This is a genomic window from Methylibium sp. (genome assembly GCF_035762065.1).
Lineage (GTDB): Bacteria > Pseudomonadota > Gammaproteobacteria > Burkholderiales > Burkholderiaceae_C > Methylibium.
On record NZ_DASTPW010000028.1, the window covers coordinates 14480 to 40445 of the forward strand.

The following is a 25966-nucleotide window of genomic DNA, read 5'->3' on the forward strand; positions in this document are numbered from 1 at the left end:
AAGGACATGCCTTGATGCGAGGCGCGCAGTGTAGCGGATTCTTCGAGCCCGCCGCACTGCACGAGGCTTGCATTCAATGCGTCATCACGTCGCTCGCGGGCGCGGCCGCGGGTTCGCCTGCCTTCGGCGCGTCGGCCTTCGCCTCCTCTTCCGCGAGCGGCTGCGGCGCCGCAGTCAACGCGACTTCCAGCACCTTGTCGATCCACTTGACCGGCACGATCTCGAGCTGGTTCTTGACGTTCTCGGGGATGTCCTGCAAGTCCTTGACGTTCTCCTCCGGGATCATCACCGTTTTGATGCCGCCGCGATGCGCGGCGAGCAGCTTCTCCTTCAGGCCACCGATACCGGTGACCTCGCCCCGCAGCGTGATCTCGCCGGTCATCGCGACGTCGTGGCGCACCGGGATGCCGGTGAGCGCCGAGACGAAGGCCGTCGTCATCGCGATGCCCGCGCTCGGACCGTCCTTCGGCGTCGCGCCGTCGGGCACGTGGATGTGGATGTCGCGCTTCTCGAACAGCTCGTCCTTGATGCCCAAGCGCCGCGAGCGCGAGCGCACGACCGAGCGGGCGGCTTCGACCGATTCCTTCATCACGTCGCCGAGCGATCCGGTGCGGATGATGTTGCCCTTGCCCGGCATCACCGCGGCCTCGATCGTCAGCAGATCGCCGCCGACTTCCGTCCATGCAAGGCCCACGACCTGACCGACCTGGTCTTCCTTCTCGGCGCGGCCGTAGTCGAACTTGCGCACGCCGAGAAAATCGTTGAGGTTGCCCTCTTCGACCACCACGCGGCCCTCGTACTTCTTGAGCTGCAGGCCTTTGACGACCTTGCGGCAAATCTTCGAGATCTCGCGTTCGAGCGATCGCACGCCGGCTTCGCGCGTGTAGTAGCGGACGATGCCGCGCAACGCGCTTTCGGTGACTTCGAGCTCGTCGTCTTTCACGCCGTTGTTGGTGCGCTGCTTCGGCAGCAAGTACTTCTGCGCGATGTTGAGCTTCTCGTCTTCGGTGTAGCCCGCCAGGCGGATCACTTCCATCCGGTCGAGCAAGGCCGGAGGGATGTTCATCGAGTTCGAGGTCGCGATGAACATCACGTCGCTCAGGTCGAAATCGAGTTCGATGTAGTGATCGCTGAAGGTGTGGTTCTGCTCGGGATCAAGCACTTCCAGCAGGGCCGATGAAGGATCGCCGCGAAAGTCCATGCCGAGCTTGTCGATCTCGTCGAGCAGGAACAGCGGGTTGCGCGTGCCGACCTTCGAAAGGCTCGACAGCACCTTGCCCGGCATCGATCCGATGTAGGTGCGGCGATGGCCGCGGATCTCCGCTTCGTCGCGCACGCCGCCGAGCGCCATGCGCACGAACTTGCGACCGGTGGCGCGGGCGACGCTCTGGCCGAGCGAGGTCTTGCCGACACCCGGCGGGCCGACAAGGCAGAGGATCGGCGCCTTGACCTTGTCGACGCGCCCTTGCACCGCGAGGTACTCGAGGATGCGGTCCTTGACCTTGTCGAGGCCGTAGTGGTCTTCGTTAAGCACGTCCTCGGCATGCACGAGGTCGTGCTTGATCTTGGTCTTCTTCGCCCACGGCAGGTTGACCAGCGAGTCGATGTAGTTGCGCACCACGGTCGCCTCTGCGCTCATCGGCGACATCAGCTTGAGCTTCTTCAGTTCGGCGTCCGCCTTCTTGCGCGCCTCCTTGGGCATCTTCGCGGCGACGATCTTCTTCTCGAGTTCTTCGAGGTCCGCGCCCTCCTCGCCCTCGCCGAGCTCCTTCTGGATCGCCTTGACCTGCTCGTTCAGGTAGTACTCCCGCTGGCTCTTCTCCATCTGCCGCTTGACGCGGCCGCGGATGCGCTTTTCGACCTGAAGGATGTCGACTTCGTGCTCGAGCTGTTCGAGCAGCTTTTCGAGCCGGCTGTTGACTGAATCGAGATCGAGGATCGCCTGCTTGTTCTCGAGCTTCAGCGGCAGGTGGGCGGCGATGGTGTCGGCGAGCCGTCCGGCGTCGTCGATGCCGGCAATCGAGGTCAGGATCTCAGGGGGGATCTTCTTGTTGAGCTTGACGTACTGGTCGAACTGCTGCGTAACCGCCCGGCGCAGCGCCTCAACCTCCGGCGACGGCTCGGCCTCCGGCGCAAGTGGCACGACCTCGGCGGTGAAGAACTCGCCGCTGTCGTCGATGTGCTTGGTGCTCGCACGCTGCATGCCTTCGACCAGCACCTTCACCGTGCCGTCGGGCAACTTGAGCATTTGCAGGATGCTCGAGACGCAGCCGATCTCGAACATGTCGTCCGCCTTGGGCTCGTCTTTCCCGGCAGCCTTCTGGGCGACCAGCATGATCTGACGGCCCGCCTCCATGGCGGCTTCGAGCGCCTTGATGGACTTCGGGCGCCCGACGAACAGCGGGATGACCATGTGCGGGAAGACGACCACGTCACGCAGCGGCAGCAGCGGCAGGGTCAGCGGTTCGGAGGGCAGGATCGGATGTCCGGACATGGTGGTCTCACTTTCTCGAAAGCGTCAGGTGACGCCCGAGTCTTGGATTGCAAGGACGGTGGCGGTCGCTGAACGCGAACGCCCGGTCATGAAAGTCTGGATCGAGCCACCCGACGGATCAGGCGCTCGCCTTCTGTTCCCGGTACACGAGCAGGGGCTTGCCCTGGTCGTCGATCGTGTGTTCGTCGAGTACCACCTTCTGCACGCCTTCGAGGGTGGGCAGCTCGAACATGGTGTCCATCAGCGACTGCTCCATGATGGAGCGCAGGCCGCGCGCGCCGGTCTTGCGCGCCAGCGCCTTCTTCGCGATCGCGGTCAACGCCGAGTTGCGGATCTCGAGATCGACGCCGTCCATCGAAAACAGCTTCTGGTACTGCTTGACCAGCGCGTTCTTCGGCTCGGTGAGGATCTGCACCAGGGCATCCTCGGTCAGTTCGCCGAGCGTCGCGACCACCGGCAGGCGGCCGACCAGTTCCGGGATCAGGCCGAACTTGATCAGGTCTTCGGGCTCCGCGTCGCGGAACACCTCGCTCACCTTGCGCTCGCTTTTCGACTTGACCGAGGCCGAAAAGCCGATGCCCGACTTTTCCGAGCGGTTCTGGATTACCTTCTCCAGCCCGTCGAAGGCGCCACCGCATATGAACAGGATGTTCGTCGTGTCGATCTGCAGGAAGTCCTGGTTCGGATGCTTGCGTCCGCCCTGCGGTGGAACGCTCGCCATCGTGCCTTCGACGAGCTTGAGCAACGCCTGCTGCACGCCCTCGCCCGACACGTCGCGGGTGATCGATGGGTTGTCGGCCTTGCGCGAGATCTTGTCGATCTCGTCGATGTAGACGATGCCGCGCTGCGCACGATCGACGTCGTAATTGCAGTTCTGCAGCAGCTTCTGGATGATGTTTTCGACGTCCTCGCCGACGTAACCGGCTTCAGTGAGCGTCGTCGCGTCAGCGATCACGAAGGGGACGTTCAGCAGTCGCGCAAGCGTCTGCGCGAGCAGCGTCTTGCCGGAACCGGTGGGTCCGATCAGCAGGATGTTGCTCTTGGCGAGCTCGATCTCGTCCTTCTTGCCCGCGCCCTGCATGTGCTTCAGGCGCTTGTAGTGGTTGTAGACGGCGACCGCGAGCGTGCGCTTTGCGGCTTCCTGGCCGATCACGTACTGGTCGAGGCTTGCCTTGATCTCGCCGGGCGCGGGCAGGTCACTCTTCGGGGCCTTGGTCTCGTGGCCTTCGGCGGGCACTTCGTCGCGGATGATGTCGTTGCAGAGCTCGATGCACTCGTCGCAAATGAACACCGAAGGCCCCGCGATCAGCTTCTTTACTTCGTGCTGACTCTTCCCGCAGAAAGAGCAATACAGCACCTTTTCGCTGGAGGAGCCTTTTTTCTCTGCCATGGGTGATGCCGGTGGGGGAGGTCGCGGCCCATCATAAGTGAAAAGAAAACGGGGCCTTTCATAGGAAAAAAGCCCCGTTTACCGCCGCTTTACCGGCCCTGCTCCGGGCCACAACGCCTTGCGCTAAGCGCGCTTGTCGATCACCTTGTCGATCAGCCCGTAGTCCTTGGCTTCCGTGGCCGACATGAAGAAGTCGCGCTCCATGTCGGCGGTGATCTTCTCGTAGCTCTGGCCGGTGCGCTCGGCGTAGATGCGGTTGAGCTGCTCGCGCGTCTTGATGATCTCGCGTGCCTGGATCTCGATGTCGGTGGCCTGGCCCTGCGCGCCCCCCGAAGGCTGGTGGATCATCACGCGCGCGTTCGGCAGCGCGAAACGCTTGCCCTTGGCGCCGGCGGTCAACAGGAACGAACCCATGCTTGCAGCCATGCCCATGCACAGCGTGGAGACGTCCGGCTTGATGAACTGCATCGTGTCGTAGATGGACAGCCCCGCACTGACCGAGCCGCCCGGCGAATTGATGTACAGCGAGATGTCCTTGTCGGGGTTCTCGCTTTCCAGGAACAACAGCTGCGCGACGATCAGGTTCGCCGTCTGGTCGTTGACCGGGCCGACGAGGAACACGACGCGCTCGCGCAGCATGCGGCTGTAGATGTCGTACGAGCGCTCGCCGCGCCCGGACTGTTCGATGACGATGGGCACCATGCCCAAGGCTTGAGTGTCGAGCGCGCTCATGAAGGACCTCGCTTGAAGTGGATTGCTGCTGTTGCGTCGAAGGCAGATGCGGGGCGAAGCCTGTTCCTCAAGCCCACGCCTTCCCGCATCAGACCATCAATTCATCGAAGGGCACGGTTTTGTCGACGACCTTCGCCTTGCCCAGCACGAAGTCGGCGACGTTGTTCTCGATCACGACGGCCTCCACTTCGGCCAGCCGCTGCCGGTCGCCGAAGTACCAGCGCTTGACCTCCTCCGGCTTCTCGTAGCTCTGCGCCATCTCATCGATGTGCGAAGTGATCTGCTCCGGCTTCGCCTGCAACTGGTTGGCACGCACGAGTTCCGCGACGACGAGCCCGAGCCGCACGCGCCGCTCGGCCTGCTCGGCGAACAGTTCGGCCGGGATCGGTGCCTTGTCGGCATCTTTGACGCCGCGCTTCTTCAAGTCGGCGCGTGCGTTCTCGATCATGCGCTCGACCTCCCCGGCGACCAGCGCCCGCGGCACATCGAGTTCCGCCGTTTTCACCAACGCATCCATCACCGCCGCCTTGTTGCGCGCAGCGACGCGGAATTTCACTTCGCGCTCCAGGTTCTTCTTGATGTCGGCGCGCAGGCCTTCGACCGTCGCGTCCTGGATGCCGAGCGACTTCGCGAACGCTTCGTTGACCTCCGGCAGGTGCTGCACCTCAACCTTCTTCAGCGTCACGAGGAAGTCCGCTTCCTTGCCGGCGACGTCCTTGCCCTGGTAGTCCTCGGGAAACTGCAAGGGGAAGGTCTTCGATTCGCCCGCCTTCATGCCGCGCACCGCCTTTTCAAAAGCTTCGAGCATCCGGCCTTCGCCCAGGATGAACTGGAAGCCTTCGGCCTTCCCGCCGTCGAAGGGCACGCCGTCGATCTTGCCTTCGAAGTCGATCGTGACCCGGTCCTCGTCGGCTGCCGCTTCGACGGCCGGACGCTGGGCGAAGGTCCGGCGCTGCTTGCGCAGGATGTCGAGCGTCTTGTCGATCGCGGCCTCCGTGACTTCGCTCGCGGTGCGCTCGACCTCGGCGCTCGCGAGGTCGCCGAGCTTCACCTCGGGGTAGACCTCGAAGGTGGCGTCGAAGGCCATCTCGCCTTCGGGCGCGCCGTCCTTCTCGCTGATGCGCGGCGCGCCGGCGACGCGCAGCTTCGCTTCGTTGGCCGCCTGGCTGAAGGCCTCGCCGACCTTGTCGTTCATCACTTCGTACTGCACCGAATAGCCGTAGCGCTGCGAGACCACGCTCATCGGCACCTTGCCGGGCCGGAACCCGTCGGCCTTCACCGTCTTCGCAAGCCGCTTGAGCCGCGACTCGACCTCGTTCTTGATCGTGTCGGCCGAAAGCCGGAGGGTGATGCGGCGCTCGAGCTTCTCGAGCGTTTCGACGGTGACGGCCATGGCTTGCTCTCTTGCTGGGTTGCTTCGATGTGCGGCTGGTGCGCGGGGCGGGACTCGAACCCGCACACCCTTGCGGGCGTCAGGACCTAAACCTGGTGCGTCTACCAATTTCGCCACCCGCGCCAGAAACGACGAAGGGGCCGCAGCCCCTTCGGTCCGGTTCCCGACAGGCGCGCGATTCTAGCGACCCGGCTCCTCGGTCCGGGCTTCGCGCTCGACCCGGAACCAGGCCGCGTACATCGCCGGCAAGGCAAGCAGGGTCAAGGCCGTCGCGACGATCAAGCCACCCATGATCGCCACCGCCATGGGCCCCCAGAACACGCTGCGCGACAGCGGGATCATCGCCAGCACCGCTGCCGCGGCGGTCAGCACGATCGGCCGGAAGCGGCGCACCGCCGCCTCGACGATCGCATCCCAGGCCGCGACGCCCTTCGCGCGGTCCTGCTCGATCTGGTCGATCAGGATCACCGAGTTGCGCATGATCATCCCGATCAGCGCGATCACCCCGAGCAGCGCGACGAAGCCGAAGGGCCGCCCGAGCAGGATCAGCGCGCCGGCGACGCCGGCGATGCCGAGCGGGCCGGTCAGGAACACCAGCATCGCGCGGCTGAAGCTGTGCAGCTGCAGCATCAACAGCGTGAACATGATGAAAAGCATCAGCGGCGCGCCGGCGGCGATCGAGCCCTGTCCCTTGCTGCTCTCCTCGACCGCGCCGGCGACTTCGATCCGATAGCCGGCCGGCATGCGCTTCTCCAGCTCGCGCAGCGCGGGCAGCAGTTCGGCGGTGACGGTCGCGCCCTGCACGCCCTCGACCACGTCGCCCTGTACCGTGACCGCGTAGTCGCGGTTCTCGCGCCACAGCACGCCCGGCTCCCAGCCGAAGCCGATCTGCGCGACCTGCGTCAGCGGCACCGAGCGGCCGTTGCTCGTCGGCACGTAGCCGTTGGCGATGTCGGTGATCGCGTTGCGTTCGTCGAGCGGCTGGCGCAGCACGATGTCGATCAGCCGGTCGCCTTCGCGGTACTGGCCGATCGTGGTGCCCGAGAGGATGGTGCGCGAGGCCTGCGCGATCGACTGGCTGCTCACGCCGAGCGCGCGCGCCTTGTCCTGGTCGACGTCAAGCCGCAGCGCCTTGATCGATTCGTTCCAGTTGTCGTTGACACCGCGCATCTTCGGATTCGCGCGCAGGATGGCCTTGGCCTCGTCGGCCCACTGCCGCACCGCCTTCACCTCGGCGCCGACGACGCGGAACTGCACCGGGTACGGCACCGGCGGCCCGTTGGGCAGCAGCTTCACGCGGCCGCGCGCCTCGGGGAAAGCCTCGGCAAGCATCGCCGGCAGCTGCTGGCGCAGCGCTTCGCGCGTCTTCAGATCTTTCGGCAGCACGATCGACTGCATCACGTTCGTCTGAGGAAAGATCTGGTCGAGCGGCAGATAGAAGCGCGGCGTGCCGCTGCCGACCCAGGTGGTGACGCTGGCGACGCCCGGCTCCTTCATCAGCCGCGCTTCGAAGCGCTTGGCGAGCGCCTCGGTCGACTCGAACGCGCTGCCTTCGGGCAGCCACAGATCGACCAGGATCTCCGGCCGGCTCGAATCGGGGAAGAACTGCTGCTGCACGCGGCCCATGCCGGCGATGCCGAGCGCGAAGATCGCGAGCGTCGCGCCGATCGTGATCCAGCGATGCGCGACGCACCAGCCGACCAGCCCGCGAAAGCGCACGTAGAACGGCGTGTCGAACAGCTCGTGCGGCCCGCCGCCCCCTTGCCCCACCTGCGCATGCGGCTTCACCTTCAGCAGCAAGGTGCCGAGGTAGGGCACGAAGTAGACCGACACCAGCCACGAGATCAGCAGCGCCGCAGTCGTCACCGCGAAGATCGCGAAGGTGTACTCGCCGACGGTCGACTGCGCCAGGCCGATCGGCAGGAAGCCCGCCGCGGTGATCAGCGTGCCGGTGAGCATCGGCATCGCGGTCAGCTCGTAGGCGAAGGTGGCGGCGCGCGCCTTGTCGTAGCCCTCTTCGAGCTTCCTCACCATCATCTCGACCGCGATGATCGCGTCGTCGACCAGCAGGCCCAGCGCGATGATCAGCGCGCCGAGCGAGATCTTGTGCAGGCCGACGCCCCAGTAGTACATCGTCACGAAGGTGATCGCGAGCACCAGCGGGATCGTGATCGCGACCACCAGGCCAGGCCGCACATCGAGCACGAAGCCCAGCCGACTGCCGGGCTGGCGGTGCAGGCCCAGCGCGACGAAGCTCACGCCGAGCACGATCACCACCGCCTCGATCAGCACCCGCACGAACTCGCCGACCGAGCGCGAGACCGAACTCGGCTGGTCCTGCAGCTGCGCGAGCTCGATCCCTGCGGGCAGCTCGTCGGCCACGCGCGCCACCGCGACGCGCAGGTCGTCGCCGAGCTTGAGGATGTCGCCGCCCTTGGCCATTGAAATGCCGAGCGCGATCACCGGCTTGCCCTGGTGACGCACCTTCACCGACGGCGGATCGACGTAGGCGCGGCGGATCTCCGCGAGGTCGCCCAGCCGCAGGCTCGAGGCCGCGCCGGTCTGCGCGTTCACCGCACGGATCGGGAAGTTCTTCAGCGCCTCGACCGAATTGAACTGCCCGGCGATGCGCACCTGCACCGTCTGGCCCGCGGCGGTCAAGTTGCCCGCGCCCTCGACCGCGTTCTGCGCCGCGAGCTGCGCGAGCACCGCGTTGAAGTCCAGCCCCAGCTGCGCCAGCCGCTTCTGCGAAATCTCGACGAACACCTTCTCGGCCTGCACCCCGAACAGCTCCACCTTCGCGACGCTCGGCACGCGCAGCAGGCGCGCACGCAGCTCGTCCGCCTGCTGGCGCAGTTCCTCGTCGCTGAAGCCGTCGGCACTGAGCGCGTAGATCGAGCCGTAGACGTCGCCGAACTCGTCGTTGAAGAAGGGGCCCTGCACGCCGCCGGGCAGCGTCCCCCGGATGTCGCCGATCTTCTTGCGCGCGAGGTACCAGACGTTGGCCACCTCCTTCGGCGGCGAGCTGTCCTTCAGCTGGAAGATCGTCAGCGATTCGCCCGGCTTGGTGTAGCTGCGGATCTTGTCGGCATAGGGCACCTCCTGCAGCGTGCGCTCGATCTTGTCGGTCACCTGCTCGGCCATCTGCTCGGCCGTCGCGCCGGGCCAGAAGGCCTGCACGACCATCGCGCGGAAGGTGAACGGCGGGTCTTCGTCCTGACCGAGCTGGAAGTAGGCGGCGACGCCCAGCACCAGCAGCACGAGCATGAGGTAGCGCGTCAGCGGCGCATGCTCGAGCGCCCAGCGTGAGACGTTGAAGCGGCCGCCGGGCGGCGGCGTGCCGGTGGTGTCGTTCATGCCGGACTCAGCGCGCCGCGGTGGTCTGCGCCGGCAGGTAGCGCCGCACCGTCTGCCCGGGGCTCAAGACGTGCACGCCCGCGGTCACGACCTCCGCGCCGGGCTTCAGGCCGGCGGCGATGACCACCTCGTTGCCGTCGGCGCCGGCCAACTGCACGGGCTGCGCCGCGACCTTCATCGTCTGCGCGTCGAGCACCCAGACCGCCGAGCGCCCGCCCGACTCGAACACCGCGGCGAGCGGCAACTTGATCACGCCGTCCGCGGCCGGACGCTCGATCTGCGCCGTGGCGGTCAGGCCCAGCTTCACGGGCGCACGGCCGATGTCGGCCTTGACGAGGAAGGTGCGCGTGCTGGCGTCGGTGGCCGCGGCGACCTCACGCACGGTGGCCGGCAGCACGTCGTCCGCGCCCCACAGCCGCACCTTCAGCGCGCCTGGCTTGCCCTCGAAGCTGCGCACCCAGGCCTGCTGGTCCTCGGGCACCGAGAAAACGACGTCGCGCGGGCCGTCGTGCGCGAGGCGCACGACCGGCGCGCCGGCCGCCACGACCTGGCCCGGCTCGGCCTCGACCGCGGTGATCACGCCACTTGCATCGGCCACCAGCGAGGCATAGGCCGCCTGGTTGCCCTGCACCGCGACTTGCGCACGCGCCTGCTCGAGCGTCGCGCGCGCGGCCTTCAGCGTCGCTTCGCGACGTTCCAGTTCGGCCGCGCTGATGAAGCCCTGCGCGAGCAGTTCCTGGTAGCGCTTGAAGTCGGCCGCGGCAAGGTCGTGCTGGGCCTGCGCGGAGCCCAGCGCGGCGCGGGCGCTGTCCTGGCTCAATCGCAGGTCCTGCGGGTCGAGCTGCGCGAGCAGCGCCCCGGCCTTGACGCTGTCGCCGAGATCGACCGCGCGCCTGACGATCTTGCCGCCGACCCGGAAGCCCAGCCGCGACTCGACCCGCGCCCGTACCTCGCCCGCGTACTCGTGCGTGCCCCCGGCGCGGCCTTCGGCGACCACCATCGTGCGCACCGATCGCAGAGGCTCGGGCGCCGGCGCCGGCTTCGAGCAGGCGGCGAGCAGGCCGGCGCACAGCACCGGCCACAGCAGCGCCCGCGCGGCTCGTGATGGAGGAGCAACGACCATGGAATCACCTCGGATGTCGATCGGGCAGAGGGGCTGCCACCCTGCGCGAGCCGGATCGAAAAGCCACCGGTTCGCCGTTACTGACTGACTGGTCAGTACTGTAGGGGCCGAGCTGACGGCGTGTCAACGCAGGCCGCGGCGCCGGCCCTGCAGCCGCCTTGCCCCGCACAATCCGCGCGCCTTTTTCGCCGTGCTCATGGGCATCGACCACTACGAGAACTTTCCCGTCGCATCCTGGCTGTGCCCGCCGGCGCTGCGTTCGCCCATCACCGCGATCTACCGCTACGCGCGCACCGCGGACGACCTGGCCGACGAAGGCGACGCAACGCCGGCCGAGCGCCTCGACGCGCTAGCCGCCTACCGCGCCGACCTCGACGCCACCTACGCCGGCCGGCCGGCCTCGACGCGCTGGCTGCCGGTGTTCGCCGCGCTCGCCACGGCCATCGAGCGGCACCGGCTGCCGCATGCGCCGCTGGCCGACCTCCTGAGCGCCTTCGCGCAAGACGTGACGGTCGCCCGCTACGCCGACCGCGCCGCGCTGCTCGACTACTGCCGCCGTTCGGCCAACCCGGTCGGGCGGCTGCTGCTGCATCTGTACGGCATCGACGAGCCGGCCGCACTCGCCCGCTCGGACGCCATCTGCAGCGCCCTGCAGCTCGTCAACTTCTGGCAGGACCTGAGCGTCGACCTGCCGCGCGGGCGGCTGTACATCCCGCTCGAAGACTGCGTCCGGCACGGCGTCGACGAGGCGGCGCTGTTCGCCCGGCACGACAGCGAAGCGACGCGCGCGCTCGTCGCCGCGGTCTGCGCCTGGGCGCGCGAGTCGATGGACTTCGGCGCGCCGCTCGTGCGCCAGGTGCCGGGCCGCGCCGGCTGGGAGCTGCGCGGCGTCGTGCAAGGTGGCCTGCGCATCCTCGACAAGCTCGCGGCGATCGATCACGCCAGCCTGCGTCGCCGGCCGACGCTGGGCGCGCTCGACGCGGTGCTGATCGGCGTGCGTGCGCTCGTCATGCGATGAGCGGGCCGCCGCCGCACAATCCGCGCCGCCCATGACGCCCCAGGCCTACGTCCAGAGCAAGGCTGCCGCGAGCGGCTCGAGCTTCTACTACACGTTCCTGTTCCTGCCGCCCGCGCGCCGCGAGGCGATCACCGCCTTCTATGCCTTCTGCCGCGAGGTGGACGACGTGGTGGACGAAGTCAGCGACCCCGGCGTGGCCGCGACCAAGCTCGCCTGGTGGCGCCAGGAAATCGCGAAGGCCTACGCCGGGGGGCCGCAGCATCCGGTGATGCAGGCGCTGATGCCGCACAGCGCGCGCTTCGGCATCCGGGCCGATCACTTGCAGCAGGTGGTCGACGGCTGCGAGATGGACCTGAGCCAGACCCGCTACCTCGACGAGCCTGCACTGAAGCGCTACTGCCACCTGGTGGCTGGCATCGTCGGCGAGGTGTCCGCCGGCATCTTCGGCGCCGAGGACGGCGTGCCGATCGACGAGCCCACGCGCCGCTACGCGCACATGCTCGGGCTCGCCTTCCAGCTCACCAACATCATTCGCGACGTCGGCGACGACGCGCGGCGCGGGCGCATCTATTTGCCGGTCAGCGAGCTGCAGCGCTTCGACGTGAAGGCGAACGAGTTGCTCAAGCGCGAGCCACCCTGGGGCTACAGCGAACGCTTCGTCGCGCTGATGAAGTTCCAGGCCGAGCGCGCGCACCGCTGCTACGACGAAGCCTTGGCGCTGCTGCCGAGCGAGGCGCGCCGCGCGCAGCGGCCCGGGCTGATGATGGCGTCGATCTACCGCACGCTGCTGCGCGAGATCGAGGCCGACGACTTCCGCGTGCTGCACCAGCGCATCGCCTTGACGCCGCTGCGCAAGCTGTGGCTTGCCTGGAAGACGAACTGGAAGGAGCGGTGAGCGAGCGCCGCATCGCCGTCGTCGGCGGCGGCTGGGCCGGGCTCGCGGCGGCGGTCGAGGCCACGTCGCGCGGCGCGGCCGTGACGCTCTACGAGATGGCGCCCGGCCTCGGCGGCCGCGCGCGCCGCATCGACGACGGCCGTACCGGCCCGGTGCTCGACAACGGCCAGCACATCCTGATCGGCGCCTACGTCCAGACGCTCGCGCTGATGCGGTGCGTCGGCGTCGAGCCCGACGCGGTGCTGCAGCGCATGCCGCTCACGCTGCTCGATGCGCAGGGCCGCGGCCTGCGGCTTCCGCCCGGCGCGCCGCTCGTCGCCTTCGTGCGCGGCGTGCTCGCCGCCCGGGGCTGGCCCTGGCGCGACCGGCTTGCGCTGCTGCGCGCCGCGTGGCGCTGGCAGCGCGCCGGCTTCCGTTGCGCCGACGATCTCACCGTCGAAGGGCTCGCCGCCGACCTGCCCGCGGCCCTTCGGCGCGACTTCATCGAGCCGCTGTGCGTCGCGGCGCTGAACACGCCGGCCGGCGTCGCCAGCGCGCGCGTTTTCCTCCGCGTGCTGCACGACGCGCTGTTCGCCGGCCCAGGCAGCGCGGACCTGCTGCTGCCGCGCGTCGACCTCGGCGCGCTCTTGCCCGACCCGGCGAGCGCCTGGCTCGAAGCGCGCGGGGCCCGCGTGCAGCGGCGCGCACGGGTGATGCGGCTGCAGCGCGAGGCGGCCGGGCGGTGGTCCGTCGCCGTCTCCGACGGCACCACGGCGACCTTCGATGCCGTGGTGCTCGCGTGCAGCAGCGTCGAGGCCGCGCGGCTGGCGGCCGAGCACGCGGCCCCGTGGGCCGAGCAGGCGGCGGCGCTGCCCCACGAGCCGATCGTCACGGTGCTGCTGCATGCGCCGGGCGCGCGCCTCGCCCAGCCGATGCTGGCGCTGGCGAGCACGGCGGCCGACGGCGACGCCCCCGCGCAGTTCGTCTTCGATCTCGGCCTGCTGCGCAGCGGCGAGCCGCGGGCGGCCGGTTGCCTCGCCTTCGTAATTAGCGGCGCGGCCGCCGCCATCGAGCGCGGGCTCGACCTCGTCGGTGCAGTCGTGCTCGCGCAGGCGCGGCGCCAGCTCGGCGCCAGGCTGGGCCACGCGCCGACGGTGCTGCGCGTGCTGGCCGACAAGCGCGCGACGCTGCGGTGCACGACGGGCCTGGCGCGACCGCCGGCGACGATCGCACCCGGGCTCGTCGCCGCCGGCGATCACATCGAAGGCCCCTATCCCTCGACGCTCGAAGGCGCGGTGCGGTCCGGAACGGCCACCGTCGGCTTGATCCTGCGCTAGCCGCCACGAGGCTGCGGGCCGCGCGCGGAACCGAGTTCGCCGCCCCGCTCACCCGGCGCGGCCGGGCTCGACGCGAAGTCCGGCCGGCTCGGGCCATTCGACCAGCCGTCCCTCCCCGGTGATGAACGCGGCGCGCACCACGAAGCCCGGCTGCAGCCGGCGCACCGCGTCGGCATAGGCCACGAGCTGCTCACGGTAGGCCGGCACCGCCAACGGATCGCCGCGCAGCTTGTAGTCGAGCACCCACCACGTCTCGCGCTGGCCGGCGTCGCCGCGCAGCGCGACGAGCCGGTCGATGCGCAGCACCTGCCCCGCGCGGCCGACCGGCACCTCGTTGCCGGCCCAGGCGATGCGCGGCGGATCGAAGAAGCGGGCGCAGTCGGGGCTCGCGAGGATCGCGGCGGCGATGGACTCAATGCGCGCGGCGGCGTCGGCGGCGAGGCCGAACTCATCGGCCGCCGCGCGGGCCGCGGCCGGGATCGCCCCGGCTTGCGACGAGCCGCCGTGCCATTCGAGGACCCGATGCACCGCGCGCCCGAGTTGCGCCGCCTTGTCGTCTTCGGCCGGCGCGCTGCGCCGGGCGCCCACCGCCGCGACTTCACGTGCCGGCAAGCGCGGCAGTTCCAGCCACTCGACCTGTGCGAGCCGATCGGCCGGCGGCCGGGCTGCGGGCGGCGCCATCGCATGCGCCGCGACCGACTCGTCGCCACCGAGCGCCAGCACGACGCGCTGCCGCGGGCTTGGGCCGGGCGCCGCGACGTGCGGCGCGGTCGCGCTGAGCACCAGCAGTTCGCGCGCACGCGTCATCGCGACGTAGAGCGCGTTCAGCTCCTCGCGCGCGCGCCGCGCCGCCTCGGCCGCCGCGAAATCGGCCAGCGACGGCGGCAAGTCGGCCGCCACGAAGGCGCAACAGCTCGGGTGGTCGGCATCGGCCGGCCAGTCGATGGCCAGGCGCGGGCCGTCGGCCTTCGGCGCCTGCGGCTCGGTGTCGATGAGGAACACTGCACGCGCTTCGAGGCCCTTGGCGCCATGGATGGTCAGCAGCTGCACCGCCCGCTCCTCGGCCAGGGTGGGCAGCAGCACGCGCCGACGGCGCAGCGCACGCACGAAGTTGTAGGGCGTCGCGTAGCGCGCGCCGTCGAGCTTGAGCGCTTCGGCCAGCAGCGCGTCGATCGCGCGCAGGCCGAGCGCGCGCGCTGCCGGCGGCAGCGCGGCGGCGTAGCGCGCGCGGACCCCGCCTTCGAAGACGATGCGGTCGAGCAGGTCGTGCGGCGGCAACCGCCCGGCGGCTTCGCGCCAGGCCGGCAGCAGCGTGCTCGCGCGCGCCAGCGCGGGCGATGCGGCACGGCCTTCGAGCAGCGCGTCCCACCAGGTGCCGCCGCGCTCGCGCACCGCGAGCGCGAGGGCGATCAGGTCGTCGTCGCTGGCGCCGAACACCGGGCTTCTCAGCGCGCGCGCGAGCGCGAGATCCTGCGTCGGCAGCACCAGCGCATCGAGCAGCGCGAGCAGGTCCGCGACCTCGGGTGCGGCGTCGAGCCGGCGTTCTTCAGGCAGCACGTGCGCGATGCCGCGCTCGCGCAGCGCCTGCGCGACCCAGCCCAGCGCGACGCGCTTGCGCCCGAGCACCAGCACCTCGTCCGGCGCGTGGCCCTCGTGCTGCACGAGCTGCGCGATCGCGTCGGCGACGCGGCGGGCTTCCACGAGCCGCAGCGCCTCTTCCGCCTCGACGCGCGGGGTGGTCAGCGTGTCGCGCCACCCGGGTGCGAACGCCGCGGCACGCTCGCGCTCCGGCCGCTGCGTCACCGGCAGCAGGCGGACGGCGCCGGGCGCGTCGAGCGCGGCGGTGGTGTGCGGGCGAAAGCCGTCGAACTCGCCGAGCTCCTGTGCGCGCGTGAACACCGCGTTCATCGCCTCGACGATCGCCGGCGCGTTGCGGCGCGTGTGGTCGCAGGCGAGGTGCGCGCCTTGCAGGCCCTCGACGACGAACTCGCGCGCCCGCACGAACACGCGCGGGTCGGCACGGCGAAAGCCGTAGATGCTCTGCTTGGGATCGCCGACGACGAACAGCGACAGTGGCCGCTGCCCGCTCGCGCCGCCGCCCGCGCCTGCGTACCCGGCGAGCCAGGCTTCGAGCGTGCGCCACTGCAGCGGGCTGGTGTCCTGGAACTCGTCGATCAGCAGGTGGCGGATGCGGGTGTCGAGCCGCTGCTGCACCCAGGCGGCGAGCTCGGCATCGGCCAGCAGCGCGGCGGCGCACAGCTCCAGGTCGGCCATGTCGGCCAGCCCGCGCTGGCGCTTCACCGCGGCATACGCCGCGAGCAGTGCCCGCGCGAGCCGCACCAGCCGCGCGTGCGCCCCGTGCGCCTCCTGTTGCCGGTGCGCCTCGGCGATGCCGCGCAGCGCGTCGCAGGCGTCGAGCTGCGCCGGGAAATCGCCGAGCTTGCGCGGCTCGCCCTGCTTCGTGTGCAGCGCGATCCAGATCGCCGCGAAAGCCTCGGCATCGCCGGTCAGCGCCAGGCCGGCTTCCAGCGCCTGCGCGGCGTCGACCGCCTTCTTGCCGCCGCAGCCGAGCTCACGCGCCAGCGCCTGCAGCCGCGCGACGAGCGCCGCCTCGCGCAGCGCGCCGTGCGGCGTGTCGAAGGCGGCGAGCCCGGGCCACAGCACCGCGGCGGCCGGCACGCTGGCTTCGAGCGTGCCGGCCGCGTCGGCGCGCTCGAACTCGATGCGCTGGTCGATCGCCGCCTCGAGCCAGCCGGCGAGCTTCTGCCGGCCGTGCAGCGCGACGAGCTCGGCGTAGTCGGCCCGCAGGCCGGCGTCGGCCGCGACCGCGCGCAGGAAGCGGCGCGTGTAGGCGGGGCGCAGGTCCTCGCGGTCTTCGAGCGTGTCGACGTCGGGATGCAGGCCAAGCGGTTCGAGCAGCGCGATCGGGGCCGCGCGCATCAGCTGCCCGAACCAGCCGTGGAAGGTGCGGATCTCGACGCCACGGCCGGCCGCGAGCAGGCTCGGGTAAAGCGCGCCGAGCGGCGCCTGCAGCGCCTCGGCTTCCGCTTCGGTGCAGCCGCGCTGGCGCAGCGCTTCGCGACGCGCCTCGGGCGTCGCCAGCGCGAACTCGCGCAGCCACTGCTGCAGGCGCTCGCGCATTTCGCCGGCGGCCTTGCGGGTGAAGGTGATCGCGAGGATCTCCCCCGGCTCGGCGCCGGCGAGCAGCGCGCGCAGGATGCGCGAAACCAGCATCCAGGTCTTGCCGGCGCCGGCGCAGGCTTCGACGACGACGCTGCGGCGCGGGTCGCATGCACTGCGGTAAAAGGCGCGGGCCTCGACCTGGCGGCCGTCGATGCGGTAGGCGAGCGTGGCGCTCATCGCGGGGCGGCCTCGTCGACCGGCCAGAAATCGCGCCGGCACAGGCCGCGTGCGGCGCAGTGTTCGCAGGCGCGGGCTTCTCCCAGCGCGGGCAAGGTGGCGCCGTCGGCGAGGCGCTCGAAATCGTCGGCCAGGCCTTCGAGCAGCGCGGCGCCGGAGGCCTCGACCTGCGGATGCGGCACCAGCTCGGGCGACTTGTTGGTGTCGAGCGCGAGGTAGGCCGCCTCCAGCCCGCCGGGCGGCTCGCCCTCCGTCGCGCTGAGCAACGCGGCGTAGAAGGCCAGCTGCGTGTCTTCGAGGGGCTCGCGCACGCGCGTCTTCAGGCCCGCGGCGGCGCTGGCCTTGTAGTCGAGGATGCGCATGCGCCGGCCTCGGGCCGGCACGGTCTTCGCGTCAACGCGGTCGATGCGGCCGCGCCAGGCGGGCATCGCGCGCGCGGCGCCGGGCAGCTTGACGGCATCGAGCGCGAGCGGCCATTCGTGCCGCTCGACGCGCCAGCCGGCCGCCTCCTGCTCGCGCAACCAGGCGAGGTAGCGCGGCGCGAAGGCGGCGAAGGCGAGCTCGAAAGGCAGGAAGTCTTCGTCGTCGCGCACAAGGGCGGCGATCGCCTCGCGCGCCGCGGCGGCGAGATGCGCCTCGTCCTGCCCGGGCTGCGCCGGGTCGCGACGCTCGTGGAAGTCCTTCAGCAGCGCATGCAGCCACGAGCCGTGCTCGCGGGCATCGACGGCGTCGTCCAGTTCCTCGGCTTGCGCGAGCCCGAGCATGCGCAGCGCGAAGTACCGGTAGGGGCAGGCACGCATCGCTTCGTAGGCGGTGGCGCTGACATCGGCCGGCACGAGCGCCGGCGCGCGCGGCGCCGGGCGGCCGATGGGTGCGGCGGCCGTGGATCGCAGCTCGCGGGTGTCGTCGGCCGCGACGAGCGGCTGGCCGGCGCGTTCCGCCGCCCACGCCAGTTCGAGCAGCGGCGCCGCGGGCAGAACGCGCTCGCTGCCTTCGCCGTGTCGCACGAAGAACGAGGCGCGCGGCACGCGCAGCAGTTGCGCGAAGGCGCGGCGTTCGGCATCGCGCCGCTGCGCGTCGGTCGGCACGCCGAGCGCGCGCGCGGTGGCTTCGCCGAGCAACGAAGGCGAGCCCGGCGCGCCGAGGTGCTGCGCATCGGCGCCGGGGCAGACGACCGCCGCGAACGGCCGCAGCGCAGCGCGCGCGAGCGGCGTGATCACGACCTGCGCCTCGGCGGCGGCCGAGGGCCGGAACGCGACCGACTCCAGCACCTGGCGGACCCAGCCCGCGAACGCGCTCGCGTCGAGCTCGATCGCGGCCAGCGGCGCGGGCCAGCCGGGCTCGAAACGCAAGGCGTCGAGCACCTGCGCGCCGGCGGCATCCTCGGCGAGCAGGTCGAGCAGGCCGGCGCGCCGCAGCGCCTCGCGCAAGCGCTGCAGCCATTCGCCGAGCGGCCGCGCGTCGTCCGCACGCAGGGCTCGCGCGATGTCGAGCCAGTGCTGCCGCAACGGCTGCCAGCGGGCCTCGATGGCCTCGGCCTCCAGGCGCGCGAGCGAGGCGATGCCGCGGCGACGCAGCCAGGCTTCGAAGCCGTGCAGGCCGAGCGCCGCGGCGGCGGGGCCCTGGGTCATCGCGTCGAGCCAGTCGTCGGCCGATGCGCCGGGCTGCGCGGCGCGCAGCAGCGCGACGACGGCCGCGCCTGCGCGTGTGGTGGAAAGCATCCAGCCGCTTTCGTCGTCGATCGCGACCGCTTGCCGATCGAGCAGCGCGCGCACGCGGCGCAGCAGCACGCGATCGAGCGCGATCAGCGCGACCGGCGCCTCGCCGCGCGCGAGATGCGCAAGCACCTGAGCCGCGCTGCGTTGCGCTTCGTCCTCGAAATCGCGGCAGGTGGTGAGGCGGCGCTCGGCGGCGGGCCAGCCAGCCGCGTCGTCGAGCGGCACATCGGCGTCGAGCCAGAGCGCCGGGGTCGACGCGTCCGACGCCATCCACGCCGCGACCGCCGGATCGACTGCGCCGAGGCGCAGCGCGACGCGCGCGGCCGGACGGCTTGCGTGCAGCGCGTCCGCCGGCGTCGCGCCCGCGCGCAGCGACCACGACAAGGCGAAGGCGGCGAGCATCGATTCGGCCGAGCCGCCGGCCGGCAGCTCGCGCCGTGCCGTTTTTGTCCAGGCCGAGCGCCCGGGCTCGGGCAGCGCCAGCCGCGCGTACGCCAGCGCGTGCGTCGTTTCGACGACGCGGCGCACGATGGCGTCGAAGCGCAGCGGGTCGTCGGTCGTGGCGCGCGGCAGCCGTTCCCGCAGCGCGCCGGAGACGGCGAGCGCATCGACCAGCGGATCGAAGCTCGGCGCGCCGGCCTCGGGCGGCAGCGGCGGCGCACTGCGGCGAGCGAGCGTCTGCGTTGTCTCGAAACGCGGCATCCAGGGCGCGTCGGGCAACGCGGCCCAGGCCGCTTCGGCGAGCGCAAGGTGCTGGGCGAAGGGCAGCAGCACCAGCAGGTCGCGCGTGGGGAGCCCCTGCGCGCGCGCGAACGCTGCGATGTGGCGCACCAGTTCGGGCCAAGCTTCGCCGGCGCCGAGCCGCACGACGGGCGCCGTATGCTCGTCAGTCATGGCAGCCGTGCTCGCGCAAGCGCCCGGCCGCTAAGCCCGCGATAGCCGGCGCCGCTTTCGCAGGGCCGGCGCCGCGAAGGCCCTGTGCCAAAATCAGTGAGCATTTTTCGGCCGTGCAAGCGTCGCGCGGCAGCGCCTTCCCGAGGACATTCCGATGGCCAGCGAACTGATCAAGCATGTGTCCGATGCGTCGTTCGACGACGACGTGATGAAGTCCGGCAAGCCGGTCCTGGTCGATTACTGGGCCGAGTGGTGCGGCCCGTGCAAGATGATCGCGCCCATCCTCGACGAAGTCGCCAAGGATTACGACGGCAAGCTGCAGATTGCCAAGATGAACGTCGACGAGAACCGCGACGTGCCTGCGAAGTACGGCATCCGCGGCATCCCGACGCTGATGCTCTTCAAGGACGGCCAGCTTGCCGCGACCAAGGTCGGCGCCCTGTCGAAGTCCCAGTTGACCGCCTTCCTCGACGGCAACCTATAATTTCGCGCATTCGAGCTCGAGGCCGGAGACCCGCGGCCTCGGTGCTTCGAGCGACAAGCCTTCCTGCCACGTTCGTCGTTCGATACGTCGCGGGCAACGGCTCCTCCCCCAGCATTCCAGAACCGCATTTCGGTCCCGTCGCGTGAGCGGCGGCTCTCGGATCGGCCGACCCGGATTCCAGCGTCCGGGCCGCCTTCGGCGCCAGCGCAGTCGCGCGCGCCGCTCACCTGCAAGGTGCCCAGCATGCATTTGTCCGAACTGAAGACGCAGCACATCAGCGAACTCGTCAAGATGGCCGAGGGCCTCGAGATCGAGAACACCGGCCGGATGCGCAAGCAGGAGCTGATGTTCGCGATCATGAAGAAGCGCGCCAAGCAGGGCGAGCAGGTCTTCGGCGACGGCGTGCTCGAAGTGCTTCCCGACGGCTTTGGCTTCCTGCGCTCGCCCGACGCAAGCTACTTGGCGAGCACCGACGACATCTATCTTTCGCCGAGCCAGGTCCGCCGCTTCAACCTGCACACCGGCGACATGATCGAAGGTGAAGTCCGCGTGCCGAAGGATGGCGAGCGCTATTTCGCGCTGGTGAAGGTCGACGTCGTCAACGGCATCAGCGCCGACCAGAACAAGCAGAAGATCATGTTCGAGAACCTGACGCCCTTGTTTCCCAAGGAGCAGTTCAAGCTCGAGCGCGACATCAAGGCCGAAGAGAACATCACCGGCCGCATCATCGACCTGGTCGCGCCCATCGGCAAAGGCCAGCGCGCGCTGCTCGTCTCGCAGCCCAAGAGTGGCAAGACGATGATGATGCAGCACGTCGCCCACGCGCTCGCCGCGAACCACCCGGACGCGCACCTGATCGTGTTGCTGGTCGACGAGCGGCCCGAGGAGGTCACCGAGATGCAACGCACGGTGCGCGGCGAGGTGATCAGCTCGACCTTCGACGAACCCGCCGCGCGGCACGTCCAGGTCGCCGAGATGGTGATCGAGCGCGCCAAGCGGCTGGTCGAACTGAAGAAGGACGTGGTGATCCTGCTCGACTCGATCACCCGCCTCGCGCGCGCCTACAACAACGTGCTGCCGAGCTCGGGCAAGGTGCTGACCGGCGGCGTCGATGCGAATGCGCTGCAGCGCCCGAAGCGCTTCTTCGGCGCAGCGCGCAACATCGAGGAAGGCGGCTCGCTGACCATCATCGGCACCGCGCTGGTCGACACCGGCTCGAAGATGGACGAAGTGATCTACGAGGAGTTCAAGGGCACCGGCAATTGCGAGATCCACCTCGACCGCCGCATGTCGGAGAAGCGGGTCTACCCGTCGATCCTGATCAACAAGTCCGGCACGCGCCGCGAGGAGCTGTTGCTCAAGCCCGAGATCCTTCAGAAAAGCTGGATCCTGCGCAAGCTGCTCTATTCGATGGACGAGATCGAGGCTATGGAATTCGTGCTGGACAAGATGAAAGCGACGAAGACCAACCTCGACTTCTTCGACATGATGCGTCGGGGCGGCTGACCGGCCCGGCATAATCGCTGGCTCTTCAACGACGGCAAGTGCGCTGCGGCTCGATGTTCGAGCTCGGGCGGCGTGGCTCCCGCAACGACAGGAATCCTCGTGAAAGAAAACACCCACCCGAACTACCGCGACGTCTGCTTCGTCGATCTGTCGAACGGCTTCAAGTTTGTGACCCGATCGACGGCCGCCACCCGCGAGACGATCAAGATGGACGACGGCCGCGAGCTGCCCCTGTTCAAGCTGGAGACCACCAGCGAGTCGCACCCTTTCTACACGGGCACGCAGAAGAGCGTCGATTCGCTCGGCGGCCGTGTCGAGAAATTCCGCAACAAGTTCGCCCACCTCGGCGCGAAGAAGAAGTAGGCCGGCATGCGCCCACGGCGCGGGCCTGCATGCGAAGGGTGGCCACGGCCACCCTTTTCTTTGGTTCACGCACAAGCCAGTTCGAGCGCAAGGCCGGCCCGCCACAATGGCGCGCCTTGACGACCACCACGCCCACGCCCGCCCTCGTGTCGCAGCGAGCGGCCCAGCGCCTGCCGCGCATGGCGCTGCTGCTGTTCTGCGCGGCCTACCTGCTGCCTGGCCTGTTCGACCGCGACCCCTGGCGGCACGCCGACGTCACCGCCTTCGGCTACATGCTCAGCCTCGCCCGCGAGGCCGGCGACACCTGGCTGCCGACGATCGGCGGCCTGCGCGGCGACGGTGCGCTGTTCCCGTACACGTTGGGCGCCGCGGCGATCCGCCTTTTCGGCGAGTGGATCGGCCCCGCCTTCGCCGCGCGCCTGCCGTTCGCCGCGCTGCTCGCCGGAACGCTCGCCTTCACTTGGTACAGCTGCTACCACCTCGCACGCACGGAGGCCGCACAACCGCTGCCTTTCGCCTTCGGCGGCGAAGCCAGCCCGACCGACTACGCCCGCGCGATCGCCGACGGCGCGCTGCTCGCGCTGATCGCCACGCTGGGCCTGTTGCAGCTCGGCCACGAGACGACCCCTGAACTGGCACAGCTTTTCGCCACTGCCCTCTTCATGCATGCGCTCGCGATCAGCACGACGCGACGCCTGTGGGCCGGCATCGAAGCCGCACTCGCGCTGGTGATGCTGGCGGCCAGCGGCGCGCCGACGATGGGCCTGGGTTTCGCGATCGGCGCCCTCGCGGTCAGCCTGCGTTCGAGCTATCCGATGGCCCGCGCTCTGGTGCCCTGGCTGGTCGGAGGAGCGATCCTCGCCGCGGCGACCGGCACCGCGCTTGGCGCGTGGCGCGTACGGCTGGAGTCGCCGTCGTCGCTGCTTCAGCTGCCGCAGCTGCTGATCTGGTTCACCTGGCCGACTTGGCCGATGGCGCTGTGGACGCTGTGGCGCTGGCGCAAGCATCTGCAGCACCGGCACATTGCCGTGCCTTGCGTGCTGGCCGGCGTGGCGCTGATCGCCTGCGCTGGCATGGGCGGATCGGACCGGGCGCTGATGCTGGGCCTGCCGGCGCTCGCGGTGCTCGCCGCGTTCGCCCTGCCGACCTTGCAGCGAAGCGTCTCGGCGGCGATCGACTGGTTTTCGGTCGCGTTCTTCAGCGCCCTCGCGATCGTCATCTGGGTGGTCTACGCGGCGCTGCAGACCGGCATGCCCGCGAAGACTGCGGCCAACGTCGCGCGGCTGGTGCCCGGCTATCCGGGCAGCTTCTCCTGGATCGCGCTCGGCTTCGCCGTCGCCGCGACCCTCGCCTGGTTGCTGCTGGTGCGCTGGCGCACCGGCCGGCATCGACCGGTGCTGTGGAAGAGCCTGGTGCTGCCGGCCGGCGGCCTCAGCCTGTGCTGGCTGCTCGCGATGACGCTGCTGCTGCCGGTGCTCGACTACGCGCGCAGCTATCGCGTGCTGATCGACCGGCTCGCGCAGCATGTGCCGACCGACGCCTGCATCGCCACCGTGGGCCTGCGCACCAGCCAGATCGCGGCGATGGAGTACCACGGCGGCTGGCGCGTCGAGATCGACGACGCACTGCCGCCCGGCGGGCGCGCCGCCTCGGGCTGCGAATTCCTGATGCTCCCGGTACGCCGCGCGACGACCGACGACGGGCTGCGCCGTCCCGGCTGGCAACTGATCGCACGCGAGCGGCTGCCGACCGACCGCACCGAGCAAACGGCCGTCTACCGCCGCAGCGCCGTCGCGACCGCGCGCTGATTCAGCGCGGCTCGGCGCGAGCCGTCTCGGCGGCTTCGACGACGTCGCGCGACTCGCGCCCCCGCTGCGCCGTCGCCACCGAACGCAGGCGCACCGCAGGAAAGACGAGCCGGAAGGTCGAACCCCGACCCGGCTCGCTCTGGATGTCCAGCTCGCCGCCGTGGCGCTGCACCACGTGCTTGACGATCGACAGCCCGAGCCCGGTCCCGCCGGTCTCGCGCGAGCGGCTGCCGTCGACGCGGTAGAAGCGTTCGGTGAGCCGCGGCAGATGCTCGCGCTCGATGCCCGGCCCGGTGTCCTTCACCGAGAACTCGCCCGAGCCGTCGGCAAGCACGCGCCAGGCGATGTCGATGCGGCCGTCGGTGGGCGTGTAGCGCACCGCGTTGTTCGCCAAGTTCGACAGCGCGCTGTGCAGCTCGGTTTCAGCGCCGGCGATCTGCAGGTCGCTCGCGCCGGCCAGCGCGATGCGATGCCGGCCCGCCGACAGGCTGCGCGCGTCCGCCTCGACTTGCCGCAGCAGCGGCGCCAGCGGCAGCCAGCGATCGGACGCCGGCCGCGGGCTGCCCTCCAGCTGCGCCAGCGTCAGCAGATCGGTCACGAGCCGCTGCATGCGCAACGTCTGCTCGCCCATCAGCGTCAGCACGCGCCGGCGCTCGACCTCCGTCAGCGGCAGCGTGCCCATCGTCTCGATGAAGCCGGCCAGCACCGTCAGCGGCGTGCGGATCTCGTGAGAGACGTTGGCGACGAAGTCGCGCCGCATGCTGTCCGCGCGTTCGCGCTCGGTGACGTCCTGCGAGAGAACGAGCCGCATGCCGTCGCCGTAGGAGCGCGCCAGCACCGAAATCGTCGCGCCGCGGCTTTCGAAGCTGACCGGCTCGCGGAACACGCCGGCCTGCAGGTAGGCGACGAAGGCCGGCGCACGCACGAGGTTGGTCACCGGCTGGTGTCGGTCGCGCAGCGGATCGAGCCCGAAGTGCGCCGCGGCGACCGAATTGCACCAGTCGATCTGCTCGGCCGCGCTGAGCATCAGCACGCCGTTCGGCGAGGCTTCCATCGCGTCGCGGAACTGCGCGAGGCGCGCCTGCTCGGCAGCCGTCGCGCTCTCGCGCTGGCGCAGTGCGCGCTCGACGCGGTAGGCCAGCTCGCCCCAGAAGCCGGGGTCGCGCGGCGCGTCTTCGTCCTGCGCGCCCTGCAGCCACGCGATGATGCGCACGCCGCGCAGCGTGTCGATGGTCGCGACCGTCACGATCGCGATCGCCGCGCCGGTCAGCATCCCCCAGCCAGGAGTGTCGAAGCTGTGGCCGACGAGCCAACCCACCGCTGCCCCGGCCGCCATCGCGACCACCGCGACCAGCAGGCGCGGCAGCAGCCAGTTCATCGGGGCGCTCCGATCGCCGCGCGCCTCAAGCCTGCAGCGCGACCTGCTGCGTCAGGCGGTAGCCGGCACCGCGCACCGTCTCGATCATCTGCGCGCAGCCGACCGGCGACAGCGCCTCGCGCAGCCGCTTGACGTGGACGTCGACGGTGCGCTCCTCGATGAAGACGTGATCGCCCCAGACGCGATCGAGCAGCTGCGCGCGCGAGTGCACGCGCTCGGGGTGCGTCATCAGGAAGTGCAGCAGGCGGAATTCGGTCGGGCCGATCTTCACGTCCTGCTCGCCGCGGCTGACACGACGCGTCGAAGGATCGAGCTTCAGCGCGCCGAGCTCGACCGCACTGTCGAGCGCCTCCGGCGCCTTGCGGCGCAACACCGCGCGGATGCGTGCCATCAGCTCGTGCGTGGAGAACGGCTTGGTGAGGTAGTCGTCGGCGCCGGCATCGAGGCCGGCGACCTTGTCACCCTCGTCGGCGCGCGCGGTCAGCATGATCAGCGGCAGCTCGCGGGTGCGGCTCTCGCCGCGCCATTTCTTCGCGAGCGCGAGGCCCGATTGGCCCGGCAGCATCCAGTCGAGGATCACCAGGTCGGGGAGCACGCGGTCGATCTCGAACTGCGCCTGGTCGGCCGTCGCCGCGATCGTCACCTCGAAGCCCGCGTGACGCAGGTTGATGGAGATCAGCTCCGCGATCGCCGACTCGTCCTCGACCACCAGCACTCGACTCATCACGTCCTCCTTG

17 protein-coding genes and 1 tRNA gene are annotated in these 25966 nt (G+C 70.1%); 7 read left to right on the forward strand and 11 right to left on the reverse strand.

Annotation, left to right across the window (positions count from 1 at the left end; translation table 11 throughout):
• Nucleotides 1-73: 73 nt before the first annotated feature.
• From lon to VFR90_RS07935, 7 genes are all read right to left on the reverse strand, one after another.
• Nucleotides 74-2494: an endopeptidase La gene (gene lon, locus VFR90_RS07905; RefSeq protein WP_326405563.1), complete on the reverse strand. Its 2421-nt coding sequence runs from the start codon at nt 2492-2494 to the stop codon at nt 74-76.
• Between the two features lie 118 nt (nt 2495-2612).
• Nucleotides 2613-3884, reverse strand: a complete 1272-nt coding sequence (gene clpX / locus VFR90_RS07910; RefSeq protein ID WP_326405564.1) for an ATP-dependent Clp protease ATP-binding subunit ClpX — start codon at nt 3882-3884, stop codon at nt 2613-2615.
• A gap of 123 nt (nt 3885-4007) precedes the next feature.
• Nucleotides 4008-4616 (reverse strand): ATP-dependent Clp endopeptidase proteolytic subunit ClpP, encoded by a 609-nt coding sequence (clpP, locus tag VFR90_RS07915; protein ID WP_326405565.1) that lies wholly within the window; start codon nt 4614-4616, stop codon nt 4008-4010.
• An 88-nt stretch (nt 4617-4704) separates the two neighbouring features.
• On the reverse strand, nt 4705-6009 hold the full coding sequence (tig, locus tag VFR90_RS07920; RefSeq protein ID WP_326405566.1) for a trigger factor: 1305 nt from the start codon (nt 6007-6009) through the stop codon (nt 4705-4707).
• Between the two features lie 36 nt (nt 6010-6045).
• Nucleotides 6046-6132, reverse strand: a tRNA-Leu gene (locus VFR90_RS07925).
• A 57-nt stretch (nt 6133-6189) separates the two neighbouring features.
• Nucleotides 6190-9366 (reverse strand): efflux RND transporter permease subunit, encoded by a 3177-nt coding sequence (locus tag VFR90_RS07930; RefSeq protein ID WP_326405567.1) that lies wholly within the window; start codon nt 9364-9366, stop codon nt 6190-6192.
• A 7-nt stretch (nt 9367-9373) separates the two neighbouring features.
• The gene (locus tag VFR90_RS07935; protein ID WP_326405568.1) at nt 9374-10489 is read right to left on the reverse strand and encodes an efflux RND transporter periplasmic adaptor subunit; all 1116 of its coding nucleotides are present in this window, start codon (nt 10487-10489) and stop codon (nt 9374-9376) included.
• Between the two features lie 196 nt (nt 10490-10685).
• Between VFR90_RS07935 and hpnC the strand changes: the two genes are divergently transcribed.
• The 3 genes from hpnC to hpnE are packed head-to-tail and all read left to right on the forward strand — an operon-like array spanning nt 10686 to nt 13718.
• Nucleotides 10686-11507 (forward strand): squalene synthase HpnC, encoded by an 822-nt coding sequence (gene hpnC / locus VFR90_RS07940; RefSeq protein ID WP_326405569.1) that lies wholly within the window; start codon nt 10686-10688, stop codon nt 11505-11507.
• Nucleotides 11508-11538: 31 nt separating this feature from the next.
• Nucleotides 11539-12402 carry a presqualene diphosphate synthase HpnD gene (hpnD, locus tag VFR90_RS07945; RefSeq protein ID WP_326405570.1) on the forward strand — a complete coding sequence of 288 codons (864 nt, stop codon included), beginning with the start codon at nt 11539-11541 and terminating at the stop codon, nt 12400-12402.
• The gene (gene hpnE / locus VFR90_RS07950; RefSeq protein ID WP_326405571.1) at nt 12399-13718 is read left to right on the forward strand and encodes a hydroxysqualene dehydroxylase HpnE; all 1320 of its coding nucleotides are present in this window, start codon (nt 12399-12401) and stop codon (nt 13716-13718) included. The genes hpnD and hpnE overlap by 4 nt, the downstream gene beginning before the upstream one ends.
• A gap of 48 nt (nt 13719-13766) precedes the next feature.
• On the opposite strand, the gene VFR90_RS07955 is transcribed toward hpnE, so the two are convergent.
• Both VFR90_RS07955 and VFR90_RS07960 read right to left on the reverse strand, forming a co-directional pair.
• Nucleotides 13767-17078 carry a UvrD-helicase domain-containing protein gene (locus VFR90_RS07955; protein ID WP_326405572.1) on the reverse strand — a complete coding sequence of 1104 codons (3312 nt, stop codon included), beginning with the start codon at nt 17076-17078 and terminating at the stop codon, nt 13767-13769.
• Nucleotides 17075-19690, reverse strand: a complete 2616-nt coding sequence (locus VFR90_RS07960) for a PD-(D/E)XK nuclease family protein (RefSeq protein WP_326405573.1) — start codon at nt 19688-19690, stop codon at nt 17075-17077. Before VFR90_RS07960 ends, VFR90_RS07955 begins: the two co-directional genes overlap by 4 nt.
• A 154-nt stretch (nt 19691-19844) precedes the next feature.
• Here VFR90_RS07960 and trxA point away from each other — a divergent pair, with 154 nt between their 5' ends.
• The 4 genes from trxA to VFR90_RS07980 all read left to right on the forward strand — a co-directional run bounded on the left by trxA (nt 19845) and on the right by VFR90_RS07980 (nt 23851).
• Nucleotides 19845-20174: a thioredoxin TrxA gene (gene trxA, locus VFR90_RS07965; protein ID WP_326405574.1), complete on the forward strand. Its 330-nt coding sequence runs from the start codon at nt 19845-19847 to the stop codon at nt 20172-20174.
• A 243-nt stretch (nt 20175-20417) separates the two neighbouring features.
• A complete protein-coding gene (gene rho, locus VFR90_RS07970) occupies nt 20418-21680 on the forward strand; it encodes a transcription termination factor Rho (protein WP_326405575.1) in 1263 nt (420 codons plus the stop codon).
• Between the two features lie 99 nt (nt 21681-21779).
• Entirely contained in the window at nt 21780-22043 is a 264-nt protein-coding gene (locus VFR90_RS07975; protein ID WP_326405576.1) for a type B 50S ribosomal protein L31, read from the forward strand.
• A gap of 116 nt (nt 22044-22159) precedes the next feature.
• On the forward strand, nt 22160-23851 hold the full coding sequence (locus tag VFR90_RS07980) for a hypothetical protein (RefSeq protein ID WP_326405577.1): 1692 nt from the start codon (nt 22160-22162) through the stop codon (nt 23849-23851).
• Between the two features lies 1 nt (nt 23852).
• Here VFR90_RS07980 and phoR read toward each other — a convergent pair whose 3' ends face one another.
• The gene (phoR, locus tag VFR90_RS07985; protein WP_326405578.1) at nt 23853-25229 is read right to left on the reverse strand and encodes a phosphate regulon sensor histidine kinase PhoR; all 1377 of its coding nucleotides are present in this window, start codon (nt 25227-25229) and stop codon (nt 23853-23855) included.
• Between the two features lie 25 nt (nt 25230-25254).
• Nucleotides 25255-25953, reverse strand: a complete 699-nt coding sequence (phoB, locus tag VFR90_RS07990) for a phosphate regulon transcriptional regulator PhoB (RefSeq protein ID WP_326405579.1) — start codon at nt 25951-25953, stop codon at nt 25255-25257.
• Between the last annotated feature and the right edge of the window lie 13 nt (nt 25954-25966).